The organism is Mesorhizobium sp. RCAM 06353, from assembly GCF_059683585.1.
In genome coordinates this window covers 5,202,086-5,226,330 of the sequence record NZ_CM185031.1, presented here as the reverse complement: position 1 = coordinate 5,226,330, position 24,245 = coordinate 5,202,086, and the positions used below count along the sequence as shown (strand labels likewise).

Genomic DNA, 24,245 nt, shown 5'->3' with positions numbered 1-24,245 from the left:
GTGATCCCTCAATCTGGCGAGCTTCGATCTCGCGTGCAGGGAAACGTTGGCGCGCCGTGCTTGGTTCCGGCCTCAGCTCGCCTTGGCGGCGAAACCCGCCACCATTGCCTCGACATCGGCGCGCGCGGTCTCGAGCGCCTCCTGGCTGCGGGCGCGAACGACCAGTTCGGTCCAGAACTTGCCGTCGCCATACTTTGGATAGGAGCCGATGATCGTGTCCGGATGCGCCTTCTGGATCTCACCCAATGGCCCGCCGATAAGGCCTTCGCCGAACGGACAGTGCACCGTCGCCGACAGCATTTTCGTGCCGGTCTTCAGCGTCGGCACGACATTGTCGAGCATGGCCTGGAAGATCGAGGGCACGCCGGCCATGACGTGGACGTTGCCGATGCGGAAGCCAGGCGCTACCGACACCGGGTTGTCGATATGGTCGGCGCCGCGCGGCATCCGCGCCATGCGCTTGCGCGCTTCGGTGTATTCGATGCCGCGCGCCGCATAGCTTTCGCCCAGCATGGCATAGGCCTTGGCATCGTATTCGCAGGGAACACCGAACGCTTTGGCGATCGAATCGGCGGTGATGTCGTCATGGGTCGGGCCGATGCCGCCGGTGGTGAACACATAGGTATAGCGCGCGCGCACGGCATTCACCGCAGCTATGATCTCGTCTTCCTCATCGGGAACGATACGCACTTCCTTCAGGTCGATGCCTACAGCCGTCATGATATCGGCGAGGTGGCCGATGTTCTTGTCCTTGGTGCGGCCGGACAGAATCTCATCGCCGATGACAAGCATGGCGGCTGTAACGATTTCAGGCATGGAGGGCTCCGGCAGGACGGGTCGCCTGAGATAGCGCGGCGCGTGGCTGTCGGCAATGCCACCCAGGCGGCGAACAATGGCACCCGTTTCGATGCGAGGTTGCAGCGCAACCGGATGCGGGTAAGCTCAAACTGGTTCTGGTCCGGGTGAACAATGCTGATATCGATCCTGTCGTGGCTGCTGGCCCTGTTGTTCCTGCTGGCGGTCCTGGGGATCGCCGGTCTGGTGTCGGCGACACTGTGGATCGCGGCGAAGGCGCAAGGACTGGTGCCGCCGGTGGGAAAATTCGTCGAGGTCGACGGCAACCGCATCCACTATGTCGATGTCGGCGAGGGCAGGCCGATCGTCTTCCTGCACGGGCTTGGTGCGCAACTTCATCACTTCCGGCACACGCTGTTCGGACATTTCGCCCCGGGCTACCGGCTGATCGCGATTGATCGTCCGGGATCGGGCTATTCGGTGCGCGCGAGCGGTGCCACCGGCCGCTTGCCCGAGCAGGCAGCCTTGGTGCGTCGTTTCATTGAAGAATTGGGGCTGGAAAGGCCGCTGGTGGTCGGCCACTCTCTGGGTGGCGCCGTCACGCTGACCCTTGCCGTGGAGCATCCCGAGGCGATTTCGGGCATCGCCTTGCTGGCGCCGTTGACGCATCTGGAAACCAGGGCACGCCAGCGGTTCGACCTGCTCTACATCCCCTCGCGCCTGAAGCGCTGGATCATGGCCTATACGGTGGCGATACCGCTCAGCCTGCGCTATGCGCGGCCGACGATGGAATTCATCTTCGCGCCGCAGGCTTTTCCGGCGGACTACATGGTCGACGGCGGTGGCTGGCTCGGGCTGCGGCCAATCCATTTCCAGGCAACGTCAGCCGATGTCGTGGCCATCGAACAGGATCTCGGCCGCATCGAGCAACGCTATGGCGAGATTGCCATGCCGGCAGGCATCCTGTTTGGAACCGCCGACCGCGTCATCGACATCCGCATCCATGGCGAGCCGATGCGAGGCAAGATCGCAGGGCTCGATTTCGAACCCGTCGATGGCGTCGGCCATATGCCGCAGTTCGTCGAGCCGAGGCGAGTGATTGATTTCATCGAGCGGATTGCCGCCCGCGCGTTTCCATCACCCCAACCTCACGACAATTTCAATGAACCAACCGGCTGACTGCCGGGTTTACCCCGTGTCGCACCCAAGGCGACCAAGACACGGAGTAATGCAATGTACAGGAAACTTCTCGCAGCATCGGTTCTGACGATCGGTCTCGCCACATCGGCGATGGCGCAGTCGTCGGACGCCGCATATTCCAACCATCACAACTGGTGGCCGTTCGGCAACGAAGAGTCTTCAGGCGTCGACCAGAACACGACCGGAAGCATCAACGGCGACCGCTCGGGACTGGATACCCTTGGCAGCACGGGCTCTGCCGGCCCTTGTGCCTACAACACGGCCGGTCCTGACGCGAATGCTCAGGGCAACGTGAACGATCAGTATTGCGGTAAATAGTCCAGCCGCTGGGCAGAAGCTGACCTTGGGACGTCGTCTCTCCTGACGTCTGCGGTCGGCGCCCTGCCTGTTCCTGCCGGCAAGTTCTCTTCTTCAGGCTTTTCTGGAATTGCTCAGTCGGACACTTCGGTCTGCGGCCGGTCGCGGCCATCCGCCAGTTCCTCATGCCATTTGCCCTCGGCATCCTCGTACTGGATGCCGTCCGTCGCACCTGCCACCTGCTGCTCGGCCGAGGCGATCTCGGCGGCGCGCAGCGCATCCTGATGGGTGGGAAATGTCTCCGAGAAGGTCGAACCGACCTTGTAGGCCCAGCCGCCGTCATGCTCGACGATCTTGTAAGTCAGCTTCGCCATCAAAACCTCCGGTTAAAGTCCGCCTGCTCAATGCAGCCGGTCGTCGGACAGCCTGTCGTCGGGCACCAGCACTTCCGATTCCCTGGCGGCCTCGATCAATGCCCGTCGCGCTTCCGCTGTCGAACGATAACCTTCCAGCACTTTGAGGCAAGTGTCGAGGGCATCACGATGACGCGGGCCGCGATTGAGCGGCCACACCGTCATCAGACACTCCGCCGCCTCCTGGGTGCTGCGGATATGGCGATATTTGCCGACATGGCCGAGTTCGACCACGACCGGCGTTTCAAAAGGTTTGTTGTCCATCATGGCCGCAACGCAAAGCAGCCAATTTGGTTGCAAAAGTGGCCGTCAGCCTGCGCCCAAACGTCTCAGAGGCTGTTTGGGAACCTCTACTCCGGCGGCCATCGGGAGCGATTTTCGAGGCCTCAGTAGCCGCAATCGTTGCGCAGCCAGCGGGCGTTGGCCCAGCCGGTCGTGCCGCCGATTTCGACCTGATACCAGTTGCCGCGCCGGTCGAAGATTTCGGTGTGATCGCCGTTGAACAGCTGGCCGATCATCCGCGATGACGAGTTCGGACGTGTGCGCACGGCGAGAAAGCCGCTGCCGGTGGCCAGATTGTAACGGCCGGACAGGCCGTGCACCGTACCCTCGCAATATTGCGCAACGCTCGGCGTCGACGCACCGAGGCAAAACCCGGCGACAGTCACAAGCATCGCAGCCGGCAAGAATGCCTTGAACGACATGATTTCCTCCCAAGCCCGGCCGCGCCCGCCGCAGCCTCACCCAACGTAACAGTTTGCGGCGAGAATTGAAGCGGGCTGTTGCAAACAGTTGGGCAGTATCGGGAGGCCCCGTATCAAGAGAATGGCCCGATCAGCCCGCGGCTTTCATCCAGTGTTCCATCGTCGTCACCGAGCGGGCGAGCTGTGGTGCCGGATGGATCTTTTCGCTGAATGTGGCGGCAGCACGCCAGCCCCAGCGCGGATCGGCGAGGAAGGCACGCGCCAGCGCCACCATGTCGGCGCGACCTTCGGCGATAACAGCCTCGGCCTGCTTCGGATCGTCGATCAGGCCGACCGCGCGGGTCGGGATGCCGGCGCCCTTGCGCACGGCTTCCGCCAGATGCACCTGATAGCCGGGGCCGGTGGGCAATTTCTGCAACGGCGAATTGCCTCCGCTCGAGCAGCAGAGATAGGCGACGCCCTCGGCCTTCAGGGCCTTCGCCACCTCGATCGCATCCTCGACGTCGAAGCCGCCGTCGACCCAGTCCTTCACCGACAGCCGAGCACCGAGCATCAGCTTTGGCACCGCTTTCTTCACCGCCCTGGCGATTTCGACGGCAAGACGCATCCGGTTTTCCAGCGAGCCGCCCCAGCGGTCCGTGCGCTGGTTGGACAGCGGCGACAGGAACTGGAAGATCAGATAGCCATGCGCGGCATGCAGTTCGATGAAGTCGAAGCCGGCGCGTTCGGCCCGTTTGGCTGCTTCGACGAAGCGCTCGATGAGCTGCAGGATTTCTTCCTCATTGAGCGCGCGCGGCACGTTCCAGCCGGTGTCGTAGGCGATGGCCGAGGCCGAGACGGTCTGCCAGGGATCCTCGTTTGGCTGCAGCGGCCCGCCGCCTTCCCAGGGCTTGCGGTTCGAGGCCTTGCGGCCGGCGTGCGCCAGCTGCGTGCCGAATTTCGTGTCCGGCGCGGCGACGCGTCGTGCCGCGTCCAGTGTGCGGCGCGCCGCGGCTTCGTTGTCATCGGAATAGAGCCCGAGGCAGCCATGCGTGATACGCCCGCGCCGCTCGACATCGGTCATCTCCACCGTGACCATGCCTGCGCCGGACATGGCCAGGTTCATCCAGTGGTAAAGATGCCAGTCGCTGGCCGAGCCATCCTCGGCGGAATACTGGCACATCGGCGCGACAGCGATGCGATTGTGGAAGGTGAGGCCGTCGAGCGTGATCGGCTGAAAAAGCGATGCAGTCATGAAAAGGGCTCCTGGGAGGGGAACGCATTATTTAGGCAATGGAACTCTTGCATACCACACACGAGAGAGTGAAACGCCCGCTGGACCAATCACTGTCCCAATTGCACCGGCGCCGGTTCGCGGCTACGCCTGCGCTTGGCAGCAAATACCCGAGGTATCCAATGGAAGATCGCATTCGCATCCGCTCGGAAGAGGTTCTTTCCGACGACTGGGCGGTGCTGAAGAAGACCGTGCTCGACTACCGCCGGCGCGACGGCCAGTGGGAGACGCAGGTCCGCCAGACCTATGACCGCGGCGACGGTGCGGTGATCCTGCCCTACGACCCCAGTCGTTCGACGGTGCTGCTGGTGCGCCAGTTCCGCTATCCCGCCTACGTCACCGGGCACCGCGAACCGCTGATCGAGGCCTGTGCCGGACTGCTCGACGAGAACGATCCGGAAACCGCCATCCGCAAGGAGGCCGAGGAAGAACTCGGCTACCGGCTCAACAAGATTGAGCGGCTGTTTGCGCCTTACATGAGCCCGGGCAGCGTCACCGAGCGGCTGTGGTTCTTCGTGGCCCGCTATTCGCCCGCCGACCGCATCTCGGCCGGTGGCGGCGCGCCGGAAGAAGGCGAGGACATCGAGGTTCTGGAAATGCCGCTCGACGAAGCGCTGGCCGGCATTGCCGACGGCCGCATCGTCGATGCCAAGACCATTATCTTGATCCAGCATTTGAAGCTGAACCCGATGAAGGCCTGAGCCACGCCAGCGCACCTTGCCGTGGTGCTGAAGCGCATCAACGCCGGCTTGCGGCCGAGTTGGTGATCGCCGGCGGCTAACGAAATCGCTAGGTTGACAAAAACCAGCGCCTCAAACAATTTCCAGTCGAGGGAAAAAGTGAGGACATAATGAAGAAGACATATGAAAAGCCGTTGCTGACCAAGCGTGAGCGCCTGCCTTCGATTACCGCGCAGATCGTTCCAATCTCGGGGCCGGTGCAAAACGCCTGATCGCCTCCCAGGGTGAACACATCAAGCCCGCTGGCTCTAACCGGCGGGCTTTTTCATTTCCGGCGCGGGAGCCTCGGCCGCCGGCTCCGGCGGCTCGCCGAAAGGCATGAAGCGGCCGTCGGCTCAAGACTCAATGGATGAAGCCTGATCTAAATCGGTCGTGTGCAGCACTTGCGCGGCCAGGAGGATCTGCGTCACGCTTCGCTGCAGGATTTCCGTAAGGAGAACAGGAATGGCCGCAGCCGAGGACCAAGAGCGCCGGAACTTAGACGCATGAAATACGTCATCGCCTCGCTCTTCGGCGCCTTGCTACTATTCGGTTTCATCGCCCTGGCTGGCTCTGGTCACGGGTGGATCGCGGGCGCGTTCAGTTGCCTGCCATTGGCTGCGGTCTCGTTTGCCGCTTGGCTCAACGCGCTGCGCACTACACCTTCACTCCATATCGCTAACGGACTGCTTGTTAGCGCGTGCGTCGTGCTCGTGGGCACGGCATTTGGCACGCTATCGGAAGGCACGGAGTACTTCCTTGCCTATTGGCGCCTGCAAGGTCCTCTCACCGGGTCTGTTATCGCTCTCATCTATTTCAACTGGGTATTCGCTTATGGGCTCACCTGGTGGCGCCGCCGCGGAGAGACTTAGCTTGCAGCCCTGCCACCGAGATCGAGGCGCGGAACCTCGCCGAGCATTTGCCTCAGGGCTGCGGACAGGCCGGCACGTTCCTTTCGCGGATGAAGTTGCGCAAGGCCTCCATGTCCCGGGACAGAGGCCGATCATCGGAATAATGGGCGATATTTTCCCGGACCATTCGGTAGATGGGGTCGGTGCCAGGCGCACGCGCACCGCGCTGCGCCAGAAAATCATGGGCCTGCGCGGCTGCCATGAGTTCGATCGCCAGAATGTATTCCGCGTTGTCGATAACCGCCAGCAGCTTGTTGGCTGCGACGGTTGGATGCGCAAGAAAATCCTCTTGCAGGCCGGATGTGACGCCGCCGTCGGTCGCCGCCGGGGCGGCCAGACGCCTATTGACGTTGCTGAGCGACGTGGCCGTGTATTGGGCGATCATGAAGCCGGAATTGGCTCCGTCCTCATCGGCAAGGAAGGCCGGCAAATTGTTGACAAGTGGATTGACGAGACGATCGATCCGACGCTCGCTCATTCCAGCCACCTGCGCCAAAGCGATGGTCAGGCCGTCAGCCGCCTGCCCAAGGGCGGGCGCCACCGCATGCGCTTCTGAAACAACCTGAGGATCATCCAAAGACCCGAACACCGCGGGATTGTCGGTGACAGCGGCCAATTCACGGTCGACCAGCTCGGCGGAGCGGTCCAGCACCTCCCGGGCGGCGCCATGAACATGCGGCACGGCGCGAAGACTGAGTGCGTCTTGCGTGCGACTGCCATGGGCCAGCGCAATAAGTTCGCTGCCGTGAAGCCAGCCACGCAGCGATTTGCCCACGTCCTGAATGCCGGGTGAGGGCCTCATCGCCAGGATGGCCTCGCCAAAAGCCGGCATTTGTGCGCCAGCGGCTTCAAGCGTCAAAGCTGCCGCGGCGTCAGCCCATCCTAGCAAACGCTCGGCGCGCCGCACGGCGATGCTTGTCAGGCCGGTTGCGCATGCGGTGCCATTGACGAGGCTCAAGCCTTCCTTGGCGCCAAGCTCCAACGGCTCCAGACCCATCTCGGCCAGGGCCTCGAGCCCGCTCATCGAGCGACCTGCAACGGTTGCGCTGCCTTCACCGATCAAGACCAGTGCTACATGCGCGTTGTGCGTCAAATATCCGGCCGATCCCCGGGACGGCACGTCGGGAACGCAGTCGCGCTCGATAAAGGTGAGCAAATTGCGGACGATCGCAGGGCTCACACCCGAATGGCCATGCGCGAAATTTGCCACTTGAGCAGCAATGATGGCGCGTACGCCGCGTCTCGGCACGAGGTCACCCACGCCGCACGCGTGGCTGCGAATGATATTGCGCGACAGTTTCTTGTGCAGGGCAGGTGCCACGACCTTGCTTGCCAAGGCGCCGACCCCGGTGTTGACGCCATAGGCGCGAATGCCTTTTTCAACGATGGAAGCTACGATCTGGTGCGCAAAAGCGATCCTGTCCCACGCTGCCTGGCTAAGCGCCAGGGATTCGCCTTCGCTCACCCGCGCGATATCGCGCCAGCTGGCGTTTCTATCTATCGTTATTGTCATTGCCCGTTCCGAAATAGCTTTGCGAAGGCGCTGTTGGCGCGCTCGAAAGGCGGCGTGGGAACCTTGCTTCGGCTCCGTACCACCCAACCGAGATGCATATTGGCGATGGAATTGCCGACTGATGCGACTGGAGCGACGTCGTCGGCAATAAAAGACATGCCGTCTGTGATCCGACGCTGGAAATCCAGCGCCTCGTTTGAAGGACAGGATCGCTCGGTCCGCGCCTTCCTGGCTAGCCTGCGCCTCATGCGGCGTTGGCGTCGAGCTGGGCCGTTAGGATTTCATGGAGGCCAAAAGACGCTTCTTGGAATCGTATATTAGCAATAAACAATATATTAATGGCTATAATGCAGCCTTGGCACAGGGATACCTCCCATCGACGTTCCGACATACGCCCTGGAGCGCCGGAACGCTTGGTCAATGCGGAGCAAAACGCATGAGTGTCGGAGCCGCTCTCGGACAATTGCTCCGGCTGATTCATCGCCGAGCCATGAAATTGGCGATGTTGCCGGAGGATGAAAGGGATTCTCACTACGATCACATCCGCCTGTCATGCTGCGCGGCCGCCGAGCACATTGGGCAAGAACCTGACCAGGCAGCCATCACGGCGAACGATATGGTTGAGTTTGTTCGCGCGCTGGTCGGAATCATTGAGATAGGCTCTCGGCCAGACCATGAGCGAAGCGCCGATCAGCGGCCGCCGGTGCTACATTCGGGCAGCCAAGAAAGGGGCACTACGCGCATCTAACAAACAGGGAAGAACGCCACCCTGGGGCAGCGGGAACGAGGCGGCTAACGCTGGTGCTGTACGACGTAGCTGCTGGTCACGGGCGTCGTCGCCGAGGCCGCGTGTCACAAAACCCTTGTGTAGCCGACCGGCAAGCTGTCTCGGGCCGGGCCATGGTTCAATGCATCAGGATCTAGTTGCGCTCGTCGCCTGCTCGCATTGTAAGGCCGCCGGCCGCGATCGGCGCCCGGCTTTCTTCACCTGCATTCCTGACTACGAGGGCCTGCAGGCGAAGCGCAACCGAGACTGGAAGCCGACGTTCGGAAGCGCCAAGCCAGAGACTTAGGACGGCGGCCCAGCGGCTTGGATGCAAGAGGGACTGGCAGCGGAAAGCCGCTGGGCCTGGCCGGCAGTGGCCTTGAGGACGGGACGCGCGTCCGGCTGGCTAATGAATACACCTTTGCTAACATAATCGGGACTTATCAATATGAACGATGGAAGCAGCAAAAGGTGGAGCCCAAGCCGTCCACAACCTACATCGTGAGCTTCGAGAAGCCGCATTGGCGCACCGTCCTTACCACCAAGGACAGGGCCAAAGCGCTGGCGATGGCTAAGGAGAAGGTGCCGGTCCAGGAAATCACGCCGAAGCCGAAGAGAGGCGCTAAACACTCGGCGTAACAAATCCCGCGGGTAAAATGGCCGACGCCAAGGGTGGGAGCTGTGGGCTGTGCGGCGCCGGCCAAGCGGACAATTCAGGTCCGCCGCGCCTCATGCATGACGGATTCGCGGGCGCGTCGGTATGGTGCGATCACGTATGCGCTAGTGGCCATAATATTCGCTTGCGCTAATATAGAAGTGACGTAACGTCAAGCCCCAGCATCTTGGGGATGCGCAACCGTGGGGAAGTACGATGAGAGTGGCAATTTTTTGCGCGGCGATCGTAATCGCTGCGACCGGTATCGCTGTGGCCAAGGAGAAAAAAGTGGTGGTCAGTAATGCTGCGGACCTTTGCTCTACCAAGCATTCGGCCAAGAAGCCGGTGCCGGAGCTGGACTGCAGTTTGACTGGGACGGCCAAATTGCCGGATGGAGCAACGCCGGAGAAACCGCGCCTCGGATACGAGACCAATCCTTGGATTGTCGTCGGGTTTTAGAGAAGCAGTAAGGCACCTAGCGCGGCCATCAGCACGGCAGGCAGCCATACCCAGCATGTCGCGCTGCCGGTAGCGCCAGACCGCGCCGGCGAGCATCAGAGCAGCGATAGCGGCGATGTTGAGCGGGACCATCGCTCTCATATCGCCATTTTTGGGCTGCAAAAGATCGCCTACAGCTGAATTCACAGCACTGAGTGCGGTTTTCCAATTGCGGAGCGGTGCTAGATCACAGGCACAGTCGACCCATCAACATTCTTGCGGCATTCAACTCCAATGACCAGAACACCGCCGGCAGAGTTGCTGAAGGCCGAGAGAGCCTTGGCCAAGCTGTTTCGGCCATCCTTGGTAAGTTGGCCTTGCCGGGTAAAGGCCGCGCCTTGCTTGGCGACGGCCGGCGCTTTGAAATCAAGCTCAGGCCCTCTTGCGTTTCGAGCAGAATTGCCTCCCGCAGGAACGCCTCCCTGCCAGAAACGATATCGTCGAATTCCATTATATGGCCCTCGTTCTGCCATCCTCGGCTACCCCACGGCTACCCGCGTGGAATTTCTTCGGGTAGCCAGCGCCGCCTCAATAAAGCTAATTGCCTTTTAATTACAACGTGGTGCGGACGACGGGAATCGAACCCGTACGATCAGAGATCGAGGGATTTTAAGTCCCTTGCGTCTACCAATTCCGCCACGTCCGCAGGCCAGCCCTTTTCAGATGCCAGACACAGGCAGTCAAGTCGTGTTTTTTGAGCTGTCTGAACACGCACCCCAGAGGAGGGGGCGCGGCGATACTGGTGCGATCGCGGAATTATCCGCGCCGCGCGCAGTGTGTAGGGTGTTTGCACGGCGGACTTGATCCGCCCAGGCCGGCGTCTACCAGGCCCAACCCATTCCCCCGCCCACTGGGGGCGCCGGCCGCCCCTCTTATCGAAATTGCTGGTCACGTTACGTCAGTCGCCGCCGATCGCTATTGGCAGCGCTCAGAACTTGTAGCTGAGATTGACGCCGACGGTGTTCAGCTTCGTATCCTGGTCGCGGCCGACGAAATCGCTGGACCCGTCATAGTGTTCGGAGCCGAAATCGTAGTAGCGATATTGGGCGCCGACGACGAACTTGTCGGTCAGTGCATAGTCGACGCCGGCGCCGACGGTCCAGCCGACATTCGTGCGTGTCTCGGAGAACGCGGAGCCCGAGGCTTGCGACGTCTCGATCCCGGCAAAGGCGACGCCGCCTATGCCGTAGACCAGCACACGATCCATCGTATATCCGGCCTTGGCGTTGACCGATCCGAACCATTTGATGTCGGTGCCGACGACATTTCCGGGTCCGCCGAGTTCCGCCGTGCCGTCGATCGAGGAATAGTTGAGATCGGCCTCGGCGCCGATCACTGCCTGGTCGAACTGCCACAGCCCGGCGACGTGCCCGCCAACGAAACCGCCGTCAATGTGGGGCGAGACAGAAAACGGTCCGCCGTCGTTTCCCGAGATATCGGATTGGCCCCAGCCATAGCCTGCTTGCAGGCCGGCATAATATCCGGTCCAGTCGAAGCCGGGCGCGGTCATCGGCACATCGACCGTCTGGTCGGCTGCGAAAGCCGGCATGGACAGGACGGCAAGAAGACCGGCACTTGCGACCACAAGGCGATACATTCGAACTCCCCGGAGGAAGAGTCGGAAAAATCCTTGGCAATCAGGGTAGACCGATTTGCGACAAAACGGAATCGGATTTCTGGCTGCGGCCGTGTGTCCTAGCCGGAACCGCGTTCTGGAAGCCGCTAACAGCTGGCATTGTCGGACGAATGTAACCGTGCAAGATGGTCTTCTCGCAGGGAAAATCCTGATGAACAGCCTGGCTCGTCTCATTGCTGGAGTAGCCATCGTGCTGCTCGCCTGCGGCCTCGCCAGGGCCCAGCCATTGATGCTCGCCATCGCCAAGGCCGCGGTCGTAGCCGATGCAGCCTCGGGACAGATGGCGCTCAGCCTCAAGATGACGCCGGACAGCGCAAAGGCGTTCGCCGACTTCACCAAGGCGAATGTCGGCAAGGTGGTCGATCTCAGCGTCAACGGTGCCGTGGTGGCCTCGCCGCGCCTGGTCGAACCCATCCTCGGCGGCGAGGTGATGCTCAACGGCACCTTCGCCGCGGGCGAACTCAAGCGCCTCGCGGAACGGATTTCAGCCGGAGGTGCGAAAGTCACGGTCGAGGTAAAGGCCGAACAGCCTTTGTGAGGGTTGGGTAGGCCTATCCGTTGTTTGGCGCTGGTCAAAACCAGGCAGGCTTGGCACAGTCGCGCAAACAGGAGTCCCTTCATGGCAAAGAAGCTGGCGGCGCATGCGACGAAGCCAAAACCCTGGACCGAGATGGCGACGCATCTGGTCGACGTCGCCATGGGCCGCACGCCCGCCGATCTCGTCATCCGCAACGGCCGCTGGGTGAACGTTCACTCAGGCGAGATCATCGCCGGCACCGACATCGCCATTGCTGGCGGCCGCTTCGCCTATTGCGGGCCGAATGCCAGCCACGCCATCGGCCAGGGCACCAAGGTGGTCGATGCCGGCGGGCGCTACCTGGTGCCCGGCCTCTGCGACGCGCACATGCATGTCGAGAGCGGCATGGTGACGGTGACCGAATTCTGCCGCGCCGTCATCCCGCACGGCACCACCTCGATGTTCATCGATCCGCATGAGATCGCCAATGTGCTCGGCCTGCCGGGCGTGCGGCTGATGCATGACGAGGCGGTGGCGATGCCGATCAACGTGCATGTGCAGATGCCGTCCTGCGTGCCTTCGGCGCCTGGGCTGGAGCACGCCGGCGCCGAACTCACGGTTGCCGATGTCGCTGAAGCGATGACATGGGAAAACATCATCGGGCTCGGCGAGGTGATGAATTTCCCTGGCGTCGCCGCCAACGATCCTGTCATGTCGGGCGAGATCGCCGCGACGGTCCATGCAGGCAAGACGGTCGGCGGTCACTATGCCTCGCGTGATCTTGGCCTGCCGTTCCATGGCTATGTCGCCGGCGGACCCGAGGACGATCACGAAGGCACGCGCGCCGAGGATGCCATCGCCCGCGTGCGCCAGGGCATGAAGGCGATGCTGCGGCTGGGCTCGGCCTGGTACGACGTTGCCTCGCAGATCAAGGCGGTGACCGAGGGCGGCATCGATCCGCGCAACTTCATCCTGTGCACCGACGACAGCCATTCCGGCACGCTTGTGCACGAGGGGCATATGGACCGTGTGGTGCGCCACGCCATCCAACAGGGGCTGAAGCCGGTGACGGCGATCCAGATGGCAACGATCAACACAGCCCAGCACTTCAGGCTGGAACGCGAGATCGGTTCGATCGCGCCAGGGCGGTTGGCCGACCTGCTGATTGTCTCCGATCTCGCCGCAATGACCATCGATGAGGTCTATGCGCGTGGCGCCAGGCTGGCCAAGGGCGGCAAGCTGGAGATCGACATTCCGGCCTATGACTACCCGAAGACGGCGAAAAACACCGTCAAGCTCGGCAAGAAGCTCAAGGCGGCAGATTTCGACATCGCCGCCCCCAAGGGCGCCAACGAGGTGCGGGTGCGCGTCATCGGCGTCATCGAGAACCAGGCGCCGACACGGGCGCTGGAAGCGGATCTTGCCGTGGAGGACGGGCTGGTCGCCATGGATCGCCGCAACGATGTCTGCCAGATCGCGCTGGTCGAGCGGCATAGGGGCACCGGCGGCGTCACCAACGCCTTCGTCTCCGGCTTTGGCTATATGGGCGATTGCGCCATGGCGTCGAGCGTGGCGCATGACGCCCACCACATCATCTGCGTCGGCACCAACAAGCAGGACATGGCGCTGGCGGTCAACCGGCTGGGCGAAGTCGGCGGTGGCGTCGTGCTGTTTTCCAAGGGCAAGGAACTGGCGCTGGTCGAAATGCCGATCGCCGGCCTGATGTCGGACGAGCGCGCCGAGATCGTCGCCGCCAAGGCTGAAAAACTGACCGAGGCGATGCGCAAGATGGGCTGTTCCCTGAACAACGCCTACATGCAGCACTCGCTTCTGGCGCTGGTGGTCATCCCGGAACTGAGGATTTCCGACGTCGGGCTGATCGACGTGACGACGTTCCAGAAGGTGGATCTGTTCGTCTAGGGTTGTCGATATTCGGACGAGGCCGGCCTGCGAACGCCGGCTTTCTGCGCTTCCGGGGCTCACCCGCCGGTGACGATGGTCAGCACCTTGAACGGCGTGGTGATCACGACCTCGGCGACCGAACCGACGGCCTTGCCGAGGCCCTGGCCGAGATTGTTGAGCTGTGTCGGATCGGGTTCGTCCGAAGCCAGGCCAGCTGGTGTGCGCAGGCGGTTGCCGAGCAACTGCACCAGGATCGGATTGTCGGCGAATTTCGCATGGTTGAGGCCCCCGTCGCCGCCCTTGGCCTTGGTCAGGTCGACCACGGATACGCCGTAGCTGGCGAGATCGGCGGCATTGCCATAGTCGCCGACACGCGGCTTGTCGCCGGAGATCAGGGAAGACAGTTTGAGCGCCCGGTCGTCACCTGAAAGCAGCACGGCAAACGGCTTGTCTGGCTTGCCGTAGCGGATCATCTGCTTCTTGAACACGTCGACATCGATGTCCGGTGAAGCCAGGATGACATAGCCGAGTTTGCCGCCGAGATCGCGGTCGCCGGTAATGGCAAGCTGGCGCAGCGCCTCCATCGTCAACCAGGTTCCCATCGAATGAGCGATGATATCGATGCTCTTGACCCGCGTCTTGGCGAGCATCCTGAGCGTCGCTTCGAGATCGTCACGGGCGGCGTTGGCGCTGTCCTTGTCGTAGATATAGCCCGTCGTCTTGGCGCTCGACGCCCAGGAAAACAGCACCGGCGTGCCCGGATATTTCGTGTCGTGGGCGATCTGCGTCAGCCGGTAGACACCGTCGTCGAAGCCGTTGTTGAAACCATGCACGAAAACCAGCGCGCGGTCGCCGCGCAAGGCAATGTCGGCGCCGACCGCCTTGGCGAATTGCGGCGCGCCTTCGTAGTAGGTGACGTCCTTGGCGGTGAAATCTTTGGCCGGATTGCTGTTGGCGGAACCCTTGACACGCTCGATGGCGCCGACCTGATGGCTCGTAGGAACCGTGACATCGACACGGGCGAAGCTGGTGGTCAGCGAACGGTCGCCGTCGAACACCTGCCGCGGGTCCTTCGTTGCCTTCTGGCGGGTGGTGGCGACGAATATCTCATGCGTGGCCGCGATGGCGGACGCCGGCACCGCGACCGTCGTCTTGTTGAGCAGATCGTGCGTATTTCCAGCGCAGCCGGCGACCAGCAGCGCGAAAGTTATGGCGACGACACTGTTCAAACGCACGGTCACGCGACGGCTCCCGCAAAGGGGGACGTCAAAGGGGTGACGTCACCAGTCATTCCGATAGAGCCAGAGACCGGCGCGGTCCAGTTCAAAGTGGGCTGGTGCCTCAGCAATGGTGAACAGGCACGGCGAATCCGGGGCGGCGCATCTACTGCCCGAACTGGGTGATGCGGTCGGTCACGTCCCGGTCGCTGGCGAAGCCGTCGTCCTCGCGCAGCCGCTGGCCGATCATCTTCACCAAGGTCGGATTGTCGGCGAATTTCGTATGGTTGAAGCTGTCGCTGCCCTTGACCTTGGAAAGATCGACCACGGTCACGCCGTAGGAGGCAAGGTCTGCCGCATCCTTGTAGTCGCCGACGCGTGGCCGCGAGCCGGCGATCAGGCCCGACAGCCTCAGCGCGCGGTCGTCGTCAGACAACAGCAGGATGAACGGCTTGTCGGGCTTGCCGTAGCGACGCATCTGGCTCTTGAACACGTCGACGTCGATGTCGGGCGAGGCCAGCACCACGTCGCCCAGCTTGCCGCCGAGATCACGGTCGCCGCTGATGGCCATCTGGCGCAGCGTTTCCATGGTCACCCAGGTTCCCATCGAATGCGCTACAATGTCGATGCGCCGCGCGCCGGACTGCTGCAGCATGCGCAAGGTCACTTCAAGCTGGTCACGGGCGGCGCTGGCACTCTCCTTGTCGTAGACATAGTCGGTGGTCCTGGCGCCCGAAGCCCAGGAAAACAGCACAGGCGTGCCCGGATAGCCGGAATCGTGGACGATCTGGGTCAAGCGGTAGACGGCGTCGTCGAAGCCGGTGTTGTAGCCATGCACGAAGACCATGACACGGCCGCCGCGCGCCGCGATATCGGCGTTGAGCGCGCTGGAGAATTTTGGCTGCGTGTCGTAGCCGACAACCTCGGAAGCCATGAAATATTTGGCCGGATCATCCGACTTGCCGCGCGAACGCCGTTCGATCTGGCCAGTCTGATGGATGCCAGGCACGGTGACGTTGACGCGCGCGTAGTTCAGCGTGGCCGAGCGCTCGCCATCGAAAACCTTGTTGGGATCGTCGGATTTTTTGCGCGTCGTGGCGATGAAGATCGAGTGGTTGCCGGCGATTTCCGTCACCGGCGTGGACATGACGGCGCTGCCGAGCAGTTCCTGTGTTTGCGGGCCGGCGCAGCCGGCAACGAGCAAGGCAAGGACAACCGAAAATATCTTCTTCAAAGGCACGTCTGAAATTCCACTCCGGCCAAAAGGCCCATCCACCCCCGCGACACCTCCCGGACAGGGAGAGTGCGGCAGAACTAAGTCATGTCCAGTCGAAATGTGGTCAGCGCCTGGTTACGGCCATCGCACTGTTGCGCGAAAGCCAAAATGGCGGAAGAAATGCCGGAATGTTGGAGAAGGGCAGCACCTCGTGCTTGAGGCGGATGCCGAGCACATTGGCCATAAAAGCACGCCGCGCCTCGATGCGGCTCCAGGCCTCGGGATAACGCACCGCGATCTCCTCGCGCAGTGCCTCGTCGGCGAGCGCGATGCCATCCTCGATATTGGTGGTGAAATAGTCGCTGCCGGTCGCCGGGATGATGTCGACCTGCAACGCCATGCCGGATCGCAATTCGATGTCGGAGCCGGAAAACACCGGCGAATGCATCCATTCGTCGATATGGACGAGATGGCCGGGATTGAGGGAGACGCCAAAGAACGGGTCACCGATGCGGTCATGCACCGCCTTCCACAAAGCGCCGCCCGTCGTGCCGATGCCGATCGCCTCATACCAGTCGACGACCGCGGCGAAATAGGGCGCGACCAGCTTTTCGACATAGTCGCGGATGGCAGGAGGCAACTCCGAGGCGTCCTCGGCCAGGAAGCCGGCACGAGCGTTGAGCGCACCCTGGATGCCATAGGCCATGGTGATCGGGTCGCCACGGTTGATGACATCGAGGCGAGGGCTGGGCAGGCCATAGGCGGCGCGTCTTCCCGCCGACAGCATCGGGTGACAACAATGCGGCAGGCCATTCATCCCCATCAGCCGCGCCGCCTGCAGCTCGGTCATGCCGGGTTCGATACCTCGCAGCACATTGCGCAGCCCTTGCGAGGTGAAGGTCGCGGCAAACTCGAAGGCAGCCAGCTGGTCGGCCTCGTTGATGGCGCGCAGGCCGTCGGTGGGGTTCATCAAAAGATTGGCGGCATTCACAACCGCGCCCCTGTCGCCGACAAGCGTGCGCAGCGTATCGGCAATGAAGGACGGCAGGTCGAGCGTCGTCTCATCGAACCCGGCATCGCCGGCGCCAAAAGGCTTCCAGCCGATGGCGCCGATCCTCTGGCCGGGCTTCAGGCCGCAGCCGGCAAGGATGTCGGGCAGCGCGTCCGAGCGGTCGCGTGGCTGCGCCGGCAGCGAGAAGGTCTGGTAGAGCACGCGCTCGTAAGGCCCATCGCAGATTTCGGCATAACCCCAGCCCTCATTGCCGACGAGAAGTCTTGGCTGCTTGCCGGGAACGACGACCAGCAAGGTCTCCTCGAAACGCGGATCGTAGCCTGAGAGATAGGCAACGTTGGCGGCATGCTCGCGGTCGCCATAGATGGCGAAGGCATCGAAGCCGGCCTTGGCGCCGAGCGCGATCAGCGCTTCGATGCGCGCTTCATAGGTATTTCGGGCAACCAGCGGCATCACCGTCGGCTCGCCGAATTCCGGCAGCGACATGGATTTCAAGCCGACCGATGCGACAGGCATGAACAAACGCTCCCAAGTGCTTGCAAGGATTCTGCGAATGCCCTTTGCGGGAAGGGCATAGATGGCCGGACAATGGCGTTGCGGGGCCGGATATGCAATAGGCAGGATCGGCTGCGCGAGGTCAGGATGAAACAGACAGACGCTGTGCGGCCAGGTTTGATGACAGGGGCGCGGCACAAGGTGACTTTCCGATGACCAATTTTTCCTCCCGCGTTGCCGTCGCCGCCGCGGCGATCCGCCAGATTTTTCCGGAAACGCCGCTGCAGGAAAACGACTATCTGTCGAAAAAGACCGGCGCGCGGGTGCTGCTGAAGCGCGAGGATTTGAGCCCGGTGCGCTCCTACAAGATCCGCGGCGCCTTCAACTTCTTCCGAAAGGCGCTTGCTGCCGGCAATCAGGCCGAACTGTTCGTCTGCGCGTCGGCCGGCAACCATGCACAGGGTTTCGCCTTCGTCTGCCGCCATTTCGGCAAGAAGGGCGTGGTGTTCATGCCGGTGACGACGCCGCAGCAGAAGATCGACAAGACCAGGCTGTTCGGCGGCGATTTCGTCGAGATCAGGCTGGTCGGCGACTTTTTCGACGACTGCTATCGCGCCGCCTTCGAATTCACCGAAAGCTCGGGTGCCCACATGGTGCCGCCCTTCGATCACAAGGACATCATCGAAGGCCAGGCGACGGTCGCCTATGAGATCGCCGACCAGATGCCGGGTGCACGCATGCCCGACATCATCATGCTGCCGGTCGGCGGTGGCGGGCTCGCCGCCGGCGTCACGCATTATTTCGCCGATCAGGGCCGGGAGGCGCGTTTCGTCTTTTGCGAGCCGGCCGGCGCACCGAGCCTGCATGACAGCCTCGCGGCTGGAAAACGGCTCAAGCTCGCCAAGGTCGACAACTTCGTCGATGGCGCGGCGGTGGCCGAAATCGGCCGCGAACCCTTGCGATACCTCAAGGAGTTTGCCGCCGACACAGTGCGGCTGATCCCGGAAAACCGGCTCTGTGCGACCATGATCGAGATGCTCAACGTCGAAGGCGTCGTGCTCGAGCCGGCCGGCGCGTTGGCGATCGACGCGTTGAAGGATTTTTCCAGGAAGGAGATTCGCGGCAAGACCATTGTCGCCGTGGTTTCAGGCGGAAATTTCGATTTCGAGCGGCTGCCGGATGTCAAGGAACGGGCGCTGCGCTATGAGGGCCTGAAGAAATACTTCATCATCCGCTTCCCGCAGCGGCCGGGCGCGCTGCGCGACTTCCTCGAAATGCTGGGTCCGGACGACGACATTGCGCGCTTCGAATATCTGAAGAAGTCGGCGCGCAATTTCGGCTCGGTGCTGATCGGCATCGAAACCAAGGACCGTCGCAACTTCGACCTGCTGAAGGCCAATTTCGAGGCCGAAGGCGTCCAGTATCAGGACATCACCGACAACGAGACTTTGGCGGGGTTCATCATATGAGCGCAAAGGTCTTCATCGCCCTGTTTTCCGGCATCAATGTCGGCGGCAACCGCATCGTCAAGATGGCGGAGTTGCGCTCGTTCTTCGAGGATCTCGGCTTTTCCGATGTCGCCACCTATGTGCAGAGCGGCAATGTCGTGTTCCGGGCCGGCAAGGGCGACGCGGTCGCTCTGACCAAACAGATCGAAGCGGCCTTCGAGAAGAAATGGGGTTTTCATTCGCGCATCATGGTGCGCGATCTCTCCTGGTTCGAACGGCTGGTGAGCGAAAATCCCTATCCGGAAGCCGCCGCCGACCACACCAAGCTCCATGCCTACGCGCTGGAGCGCGAGCCGACCGCCGATGAAGTGGCGCGGCTGGCCGAAAAGTGCACCGGCCCCGAGCGCTTCGAAGTCAAGGGCGACGTGCTCTATCTCAGCGCGCCGGATGGACTCGGCAAATCAGTGTTCGCCAACCTCATTCCGCGCGTTCTGAAGGTGCCTGGCACCGCGCGCAACTGGCGCTCGGTGCTGGCGCTGCTGGAGATGGCCGGCCAGGCCGGCAAAAACTAGATTAGGCCGCCGTCGCCGGCTTCCAGTCGAAGGTCAGTTCCTCGCGGAAAGCAAAGCGCTTGATGTGATCGGCGACGACGCTTTCCAGGCGCTCGATCGACCCGGCTTCGTCGGTCGACACCGTGATGTGCAGCGTGCTTGCATCGGCATCCATTACGGTGCGTCCCAGCGACGTCAGGTCGATGGTGCCATGGGTTGGATCGAATTCGACAGGAAATTTGTGCGCCCAGTGCTTGCACAGCTGCTGCAGATAGCGGCTGGCATGTTCGGTGGCGACGTCGGCACGGCTGGTCGGCATGAGTGAATTCTCCAGAAGGGCAGGCGCCCATTGTTCGACATGGCGCCAGACTTGCCAGGCTGGCGCCACGTTCGGGTAGATAGGTGCCTTCGTGAGAAACGGCAAAGGCGGCCGAGCAAATCCCGCCCGGTGTCAGGTCGACGCCTACCAGCTTCCGGTGTTCGCCATCGAAGCCCAGGGTTCGGCCTTGGCTTTCGCCGGGCCCTTCTGCAGCAGCTCGATGGAGATGCCGTCCGGCGACCGGATGAAGGCCATGTTGCCGTCGCGCGGCGGCCGGTTGATGGTGACGCCGTTGTCCATCAGGTGCTGGCAGGTGGCGTAGATGTCGTCGACCTCATAGGCGAGGTGGCCGAAATTGCGCCCGCCCTTGTAGTCTTCCGGGTCCCAGTTGTAGGTGAGTTCGACCAGCGGCGCCTTGTCGTTGATGCCGCTCTGCTCGTCTTCGGAGGCAGCGAGGAAGATCAGCGTGAAGCGGCCCTGCTCGTTTTCATAGCGGCGGACCTCCTTCAGCCCGAGCTTGTTGCAGTAGAAATCGAGCGAGGCATCGACATCGGCGACGCGGACCATGGTGTGCAGATAGCGCATGTGTTTTCCTCGATTTGTTGGGTTGCGGCGCAACATAGGGTCGGCCCGGTCAAAGGGCAATCTCCGGCTCCCGGCGATGCCGGCAAAGAACAAATCCGGTATTCCCGCAATGAACCGTGAAAAAAGGCAGGGAAGGTCTTGCACACACCGGAAGCCGCGGTGTTAATCTGGTGTCAAGAATCAGTTGCGGTGTTCTTGAAAAAAGGGGGCATTCTTATGGGGGAAAAGGCCTCTTTGACGGGGCGGGCCGGAACCCTTGGCGACGCCTTGACGCGCGACGAAGGCGGCGATGCCGCCGACCTGACCGAAATTGCCGGCGCCATCAAGTGGTTCGATGTGGCCAAGGGCTACGGGTTCATCCTTCCCGATGACGGTGTTTCGGGCGATATCCTCCTCCATGTGACATGTCTTCGGCGGGACGGCTTCCAGACAGCCCTTGAAGGTGCGCGCGTGGTCTGCCTTGTCAAGCAGGGCGATCGTGGGCTGCAGGCCTTCCGCGTGCTTTCCATGGATGTCACCACCGCCGTCCATCCCGCGGAAATGCAGGAACAGCGCACCCACGTCGCGGTGACGCCGGAGAGCGGGCTCGAACGGGCTTTGGTCAAGTGGTTCAATCGCACCAAAGGCTTCGGCTTCCTGACCCGCGGCGAGGGCACCGAGGACATTTTCGTCCACATGGAGACCTTGCGTCGCTACGGCATCACCGAGCTTCGGCCAGGGCAGGTCGTGCTTGTCCGTTTCGGGCGCGGTGACAAAGGCCTTATGGCCGCCGAAATTCACCCCGATATGGGCACCTTGCCGGTTTCGCACTAGGACGAATCGGCCGAGGATCTTGGATGGCTCACAGGAACTGGCTGACGGCGGGCGTGCTTTGCGCCATTGCTGCCGTGATGGTGGCCGCAGGCGCTTTCTTCTATTCGGAACGGCCAACCTCGGCTGACAGCCGGGCGATGATCCTTCCGGTCGACCCGACGCCGCTGATCGTGGTGACGAAGGATGGGAACCGCTCGTTTTCGATCGAAATCGCCGACACCGATGCAGAGCGCGAGGCCGGCTTGATGTACCGCCAGGACATGGCGGACGATCACGGCATGCTTTTCGTTTTCGAGATACCGCAGCAGGTCAGTTTCTGGATGCAGAACACGCCAATGCCGCTTGACCTGATCTTTGTCGGCCAGGATGGCAAGATCCGAGCCATCAAACACGGCGATCCGCAATCGCAGGCTATCATTTCGCCAGGCGTGCCGGTGCGCTTCGTGCTCGAACTCAAGGCTGGCACCGCCGCCAGGAACGGCATCGAGTATGACGACCTTTTGCGCCATCCGGCGGTCGGCACCGTATCTGGCCCCGGCATGCCGCCGGCTGACAAGGGCGATTCTCCGAACGTCGGTTCCAACTGAGCGCCGGGGATCGCCTTCCGATGCAGTTTTTTCCCCATGACGGGTTCGATCTTGCCTTCCTCGACCGCCAGCCGGCGTCGGGCGCGGGCGATCCTGTGCTCATGATCCACGGCTTCGCCTCGAACCATTATGTCAACTGGGTGTCGCCCGGCTGGTTCAAGACGCTCAACGATGCCGGTTATCGCGCCATCGCCTTCGACAATCGCGGCCATGGTTCCTCATCCAAGAGCTATGACGAGGCCGATTATACACCGGCGAAAATGGCTTCCGATGCCGCCGCCCTGCTCGACCATCTCGACATCGAACGGGCCCATGTCATGGGCTATTCGATGGGCGCGCGCATCGCGGCGTTCCTGGCCCTGTCCGATCCGGACAAGGTGGCGACGCTGGTCTTTGGCGGCCTCGGCATCGGCATGATCGACGGTGTCGGCGATTGGGATCCGATTGCCGCGGCCCTGCTTGCCGACGATCCGGCTGCCACCACCCATCCGCGCGGCCGCTCTTTCCGCGCCTTCGCCGACCAGACCCGCAGCGATCGCCGGGCGCTCGCCGCCTGCATCGCCAAGTCACGGGAGTTGCTTGGTGAGGACGATATTGCCCGCATCGCCCAGCCGACGCTGGTCGCGGTCGGCACCACGGACGACATTGGCGGCTCACCGGACGAGCTCGCGGCCTTGATGCCGAACGCCAGGGCTTTCCACATCGAGGGCAGGGATCATATGCTGGCGGTCGGGGACAAGACCTTCAAGCAGCGCGTGCTGGAGTTTTATGCTGAATATCCGCTTTGAGCGGTGAGCCGGGGGCGACAGTGGCACAATGGGGAAGAAGCACCGGCGTGATGCCGGGCGCGGTGGCGCAAGGCAAATTCGGCAAACGTTCGGTCATACTGGCATTGGCGGCCTTCACGGCGGGAGCGCTTGCCATCGCCATAATGGTGGCGATGCCGAGCGATACATCCCAGTCGGTCCAGAACGTCGCCACCGGGTTCTTCATGGCCGTGTTTTTATTGGCGGGGCCGCTGGCACACGTCACCGGGCTCGTCTTCGGCATCATGGCGCTGGTGCGTTCGAACGACAGTCGCTCGCTCGGCCTGCTGGGCATTATCCTCAACGGGCTGTCGGTGGCGGCGGGGCTGGCCATCCTCGCGGCAATGGCGTCGACCATAGGCGCCTTTACCTGACGTTCCGCGCTCTCGCGGCTTGAACCGACTTCGCCAGCACGCACAGCAGTTCGAACATCATCGTCGCACCCGCCAGCGCCGTCATGCCGGCAAGATCGAACGGCGGCGCCACTTCCACGACGTCGGCGCCGACAATGTTCAATCCGTCGAGCAGTCGGACCATTTCCTGCGCCTCGCGGGTGGTGAAGCCGCCGAGCTCAGGCGTGCCTGTTCCCGGCGCCATCGACGGATCGATGCAGTCGATGTCGAAGGTCACATAGGTCGGTCCGGTTCCGGCGATGGCGCGCGCTTCTTCCATGACGCTGGCAGCACCCCGCCTGACGAACTCTTCCATGTAGATGATGCGAATGCCCTGGGCGACTGCCCAGTCATGCTCGCCGGGCTCGTAGATCGAGCCGCGAATGCCGATCTGCACGACACGCCTGGGGTCGAGCAGGCCCTCTTCGATGGCGCGGCGGAAGGGCGTGCCGTGCGTGTAGGGATTGTCGCCGAAATAGCGGTCATTGGTGTCGGAATGCGCATCGAAATGGATCATGCCGACCGGACGATCCCTGGCGACAGCGCGCAGCACCGGCAGCGTCGTCAGATGATCGCCGCCGGCGGACAGCGGAATGGCGCCTGCCGCCACGATCGCCGCGATGCCGTCCTCGATGCGCTTCAACCCGTCCATGAGGTTGATCGGATTGACCGAGAGATCGCCGACATCGGCGACGTTGGCGATGCTGAACGGCTCGGTTCCCGAGACGTGATGCACCCGCCGCATCAGGCTCGACTGGTTGCGGATCTCGCGCGGGCCGTGCCGTGCCCCGGCACGGTTGGTCGTGCCGCCGTCCCACGGTATGCCGACCAGCGCGATGTCGAGCCCCTCGGCGCTCGCCACCGCCGGCAGCCGCATGAAGGTCGAGAGCCCCGCAAAGCGGGGAACAGCCGAAGCGTCGACCGGCTGGAAGAAATTACTGCTCATAGTGTCGGCACCTCGGAAGAATTGACGTTTGACGATTTCGGCGATCCGCGTCTCGTAGT

At 62.4% G+C, this 24,245-nt stretch carries 29 protein-coding genes and 1 tRNA gene; 15 read left to right on the top strand and 15 right to left on the bottom strand.

From position 1 onward, the window contains the following. Positions 1-72: 72 nt before the first annotated feature. Entirely contained in the window at positions 73-816 is a 744-nt protein-coding gene (locus tag AC56QX_RS25315; protein ID WP_497111235.1) for a competence/damage-inducible protein A, read from the bottom strand. Positions 817-969: 153 nt separating this feature from the next. Here AC56QX_RS25315 and AC56QX_RS25310 point away from each other — a divergent pair, with 153 nt between their 5' ends. After that, positions 970-1,974: an alpha/beta fold hydrolase gene (locus AC56QX_RS25310; RefSeq protein ID WP_497111234.1), complete on the top strand. Its 1,005-nt coding sequence runs from the start codon at positions 970-972 to the stop codon at positions 1,972-1,974. 54 nt (positions 1,975-2,028) lie between these two features. Beyond that, positions 2,029-2,313 carry a hypothetical protein gene (locus AC56QX_RS25305; RefSeq protein WP_497111233.1) on the top strand — a complete coding sequence of 95 codons (285 nt, stop codon included), beginning with the start codon at positions 2,029-2,031 and terminating at the stop codon, positions 2,311-2,313. Positions 2,314-2,426: 113 nt separating this feature from the next. Here AC56QX_RS25305 and AC56QX_RS25300 read toward each other — a convergent pair whose 3' ends face one another. The 4 genes from AC56QX_RS25300 to AC56QX_RS25285 form a co-directional block, all read right to left on the bottom strand. Then, positions 2,427-2,666, bottom strand: coding sequence for a DUF2188 domain-containing protein (locus AC56QX_RS25300; protein WP_140607517.1), 240 nt, complete (start codon positions 2,664-2,666; stop codon positions 2,427-2,429). A gap of 27 nt (positions 2,667-2,693) precedes the next feature. After that, positions 2,694-2,972, bottom strand: a complete 279-nt coding sequence (locus AC56QX_RS25295) for a DUF982 domain-containing protein (protein ID WP_019857850.1) — start codon at positions 2,970-2,972, stop codon at positions 2,694-2,696. A gap of 119 nt (positions 2,973-3,091) precedes the next feature. After that, positions 3,092-3,409 (bottom strand): SH3 domain-containing protein, encoded by a 318-nt coding sequence (locus AC56QX_RS25290; RefSeq protein ID WP_497111232.1) that lies wholly within the window; start codon positions 3,407-3,409, stop codon positions 3,092-3,094. Positions 3,410-3,539: 130 nt separating this feature from the next. Continuing rightward, a complete protein-coding gene (locus AC56QX_RS25285; protein ID WP_497111230.1) occupies positions 3,540-4,643 on the bottom strand; it encodes an NADH:flavin oxidoreductase/NADH oxidase in 1,104 nt (367 codons plus the stop codon). Between the two features lie 161 nt (positions 4,644-4,804). On the opposite strand from AC56QX_RS25285, the gene AC56QX_RS25280 reads away from it, so the two are divergent. The 3 genes from AC56QX_RS25280 to AC56QX_RS25270 all read left to right on the top strand — a co-directional run bounded on the left by AC56QX_RS25280 (position 4,805) and on the right by AC56QX_RS25270 (position 6,273). Further along, a complete protein-coding gene (locus AC56QX_RS25280; protein ID WP_497111229.1) occupies positions 4,805-5,383 on the top strand; it encodes an NUDIX domain-containing protein in 579 nt (192 codons plus the stop codon). 149 nt (positions 5,384-5,532) lie between these two features. Beyond that, complete coding sequence (locus AC56QX_RS25275; RefSeq protein WP_497111228.1) at positions 5,533-5,634, top strand: putative RiPP precursor; 102 nt, start codon at positions 5,533-5,535, stop codon at positions 5,632-5,634. Positions 5,635-5,907: 273 nt separating this feature from the next. After that, complete coding sequence (locus AC56QX_RS25270) at positions 5,908-6,273, top strand: hypothetical protein (protein WP_497111227.1); 366 nt, start codon at positions 5,908-5,910, stop codon at positions 6,271-6,273. Positions 6,274-6,325: 52 nt separating this feature from the next. Here the strand turns inward: AC56QX_RS25270 and AC56QX_RS25265 are convergent, their stop codons facing one another. Beyond that, complete coding sequence (locus AC56QX_RS25265) at positions 6,326-7,825, bottom strand: HAL/PAL/TAL family ammonia-lyase (RefSeq protein WP_497117885.1); 1,500 nt, start codon at positions 7,823-7,825, stop codon at positions 6,326-6,328. A 1,090-nt stretch (positions 7,826-8,915) separates the two neighbouring features. Between AC56QX_RS25265 and AC56QX_RS25260 the strand changes: the two genes are divergently transcribed. Next, the gene (locus tag AC56QX_RS25260; RefSeq protein WP_497111226.1) at positions 8,916-9,230 is read left to right on the top strand and encodes a hypothetical protein; all 315 of its coding nucleotides are present in this window, start codon (positions 8,916-8,918) and stop codon (positions 9,228-9,230) included. A gap of 232 nt (positions 9,231-9,462) precedes the next feature. Further along, positions 9,463-9,705, top strand: coding sequence for a hypothetical protein (locus AC56QX_RS25255; RefSeq protein ID WP_497111225.1), 243 nt, complete (start codon positions 9,463-9,465; stop codon positions 9,703-9,705). A gap of 221 nt (positions 9,706-9,926) precedes the next feature. Here the strand turns inward: AC56QX_RS25255 and AC56QX_RS25250 are convergent, their stop codons facing one another. The 3 genes from AC56QX_RS25250 to AC56QX_RS25240 all read right to left on the bottom strand — a co-directional run bounded on the left by AC56QX_RS25250 (position 9,927) and on the right by AC56QX_RS25240 (position 11,341). Next, complete coding sequence (locus AC56QX_RS25250; protein ID WP_497111224.1) at positions 9,927-10,217, bottom strand: AlbA family DNA-binding domain-containing protein; 291 nt, start codon at positions 10,215-10,217, stop codon at positions 9,927-9,929. A gap of 87 nt (positions 10,218-10,304) precedes the next feature. Further along, positions 10,305-10,390: transfer RNA gene (locus AC56QX_RS25245), tRNA-Leu, on the bottom strand. A gap of 282 nt (positions 10,391-10,672) precedes the next feature. Further along, on the bottom strand, positions 10,673-11,341 hold the full coding sequence (locus tag AC56QX_RS25240; protein WP_497111223.1) for an outer membrane protein: 669 nt from the start codon (positions 11,339-11,341) through the stop codon (positions 10,673-10,675). A gap of 190 nt (positions 11,342-11,531) precedes the next feature. Here AC56QX_RS25240 and AC56QX_RS25235 point away from each other — a divergent pair, with 190 nt between their 5' ends. Beyond that, complete coding sequence (locus AC56QX_RS25235) at positions 11,532-11,918, top strand: SecDF P1 head subdomain-containing protein (RefSeq protein WP_497111222.1); 387 nt, start codon at positions 11,532-11,534, stop codon at positions 11,916-11,918. Between the two features lie 81 nt (positions 11,919-11,999). Next, positions 12,000-13,817 carry an adenine deaminase gene (gene ade / locus AC56QX_RS25230; protein WP_497111221.1) on the top strand — a complete coding sequence of 606 codons (1,818 nt, stop codon included), beginning with the start codon at positions 12,000-12,002 and terminating at the stop codon, positions 13,815-13,817. 59 nt (positions 13,818-13,876) lie between these two features. Here the strand turns inward: ade and AC56QX_RS25225 are convergent, their stop codons facing one another. From AC56QX_RS25225 to AC56QX_RS25215, 3 genes are all read right to left on the bottom strand, one after another. After that, entirely contained in the window at positions 13,877-15,034 is a 1,158-nt protein-coding gene (locus AC56QX_RS25225; protein ID WP_497117884.1) for an alpha/beta hydrolase, read from the bottom strand. Between the two features lie 148 nt (positions 15,035-15,182). After that, positions 15,183-16,256, bottom strand: a complete 1,074-nt coding sequence (locus AC56QX_RS25220) for an alpha/beta hydrolase (protein WP_497111220.1) — start codon at positions 16,254-16,256, stop codon at positions 15,183-15,185. A gap of 100 nt (positions 16,257-16,356) precedes the next feature. Further along, a complete protein-coding gene (locus AC56QX_RS25215; protein WP_497111219.1) occupies positions 16,357-17,760 on the bottom strand; it encodes an aminopeptidase P family N-terminal domain-containing protein in 1,404 nt (467 codons plus the stop codon). Between the two features lie 191 nt (positions 17,761-17,951). Between AC56QX_RS25215 and ilvA the strand changes: the two genes are divergently transcribed. Together ilvA and AC56QX_RS25205 are read left to right on the top strand one after the other, a co-directional pair. Continuing rightward, a complete protein-coding gene (ilvA, locus tag AC56QX_RS25210) occupies positions 17,952-19,208 on the top strand; it encodes a threonine ammonia-lyase IlvA (protein ID WP_497111218.1) in 1,257 nt (418 codons plus the stop codon). Next, the gene (locus AC56QX_RS25205; RefSeq protein ID WP_497111216.1) at positions 19,205-19,759 is read left to right on the top strand and encodes a DUF1697 domain-containing protein; all 555 of its coding nucleotides are present in this window, start codon (positions 19,205-19,207) and stop codon (positions 19,757-19,759) included. The genes ilvA and AC56QX_RS25205 overlap by 4 nt, the downstream gene beginning before the upstream one ends. Position 19,760: 1 nt before the next feature. Here AC56QX_RS25205 and AC56QX_RS25200 read toward each other — a convergent pair whose 3' ends face one another. Together AC56QX_RS25200 and gloA are read right to left on the bottom strand one after the other, a co-directional pair. Then, entirely contained in the window at positions 19,761-20,057 is a 297-nt protein-coding gene (locus tag AC56QX_RS25200) for a DUF2218 domain-containing protein (RefSeq protein ID WP_497111215.1), read from the bottom strand. Positions 20,058-20,201: 144 nt separating this feature from the next. Further along, positions 20,202-20,642: a lactoylglutathione lyase gene (gene gloA, locus AC56QX_RS25195; RefSeq protein ID WP_027045589.1), complete on the bottom strand. Its 441-nt coding sequence runs from the start codon at positions 20,640-20,642 to the stop codon at positions 20,202-20,204. Positions 20,643-20,858: 216 nt separating this feature from the next. Between gloA and AC56QX_RS25190 the strand changes: the two genes are divergently transcribed. From AC56QX_RS25190 to AC56QX_RS25175, 4 genes are read left to right on the top strand one after another with little or no spacing between them, the layout of a single operon-like run. Beyond that, entirely contained in the window at positions 20,859-21,455 is a 597-nt protein-coding gene (locus tag AC56QX_RS25190; protein ID WP_032916789.1) for a cold-shock protein, read from the top strand. A 23-nt stretch (positions 21,456-21,478) separates the two neighbouring features. Continuing rightward, entirely contained in the window at positions 21,479-22,042 is a 564-nt protein-coding gene (locus AC56QX_RS25185; RefSeq protein WP_497111212.1) for a DUF192 domain-containing protein, read from the top strand. Between the two features lie 20 nt (positions 22,043-22,062). Beyond that, positions 22,063-22,830 (top strand): alpha/beta fold hydrolase, encoded by a 768-nt coding sequence (locus AC56QX_RS25180; RefSeq protein WP_497111211.1) that lies wholly within the window; start codon positions 22,063-22,065, stop codon positions 22,828-22,830. A 20-nt stretch (positions 22,831-22,850) separates the two neighbouring features. Beyond that, a complete protein-coding gene (locus AC56QX_RS25175) occupies positions 22,851-23,222 on the top strand; it encodes a hypothetical protein (RefSeq protein ID WP_497111210.1) in 372 nt (123 codons plus the stop codon). On the opposite strand, the gene speB is transcribed toward AC56QX_RS25175, so the two are convergent. Beyond that, positions 23,215-24,186, bottom strand: coding sequence for an agmatinase (gene speB, locus AC56QX_RS25170; RefSeq protein WP_497117882.1), 972 nt, complete (start codon positions 24,184-24,186; stop codon positions 23,215-23,217). The genes AC56QX_RS25175 and speB overlap by 8 nt on opposite strands. Between the last annotated feature and the right edge of the window lie 59 nt (positions 24,187-24,245).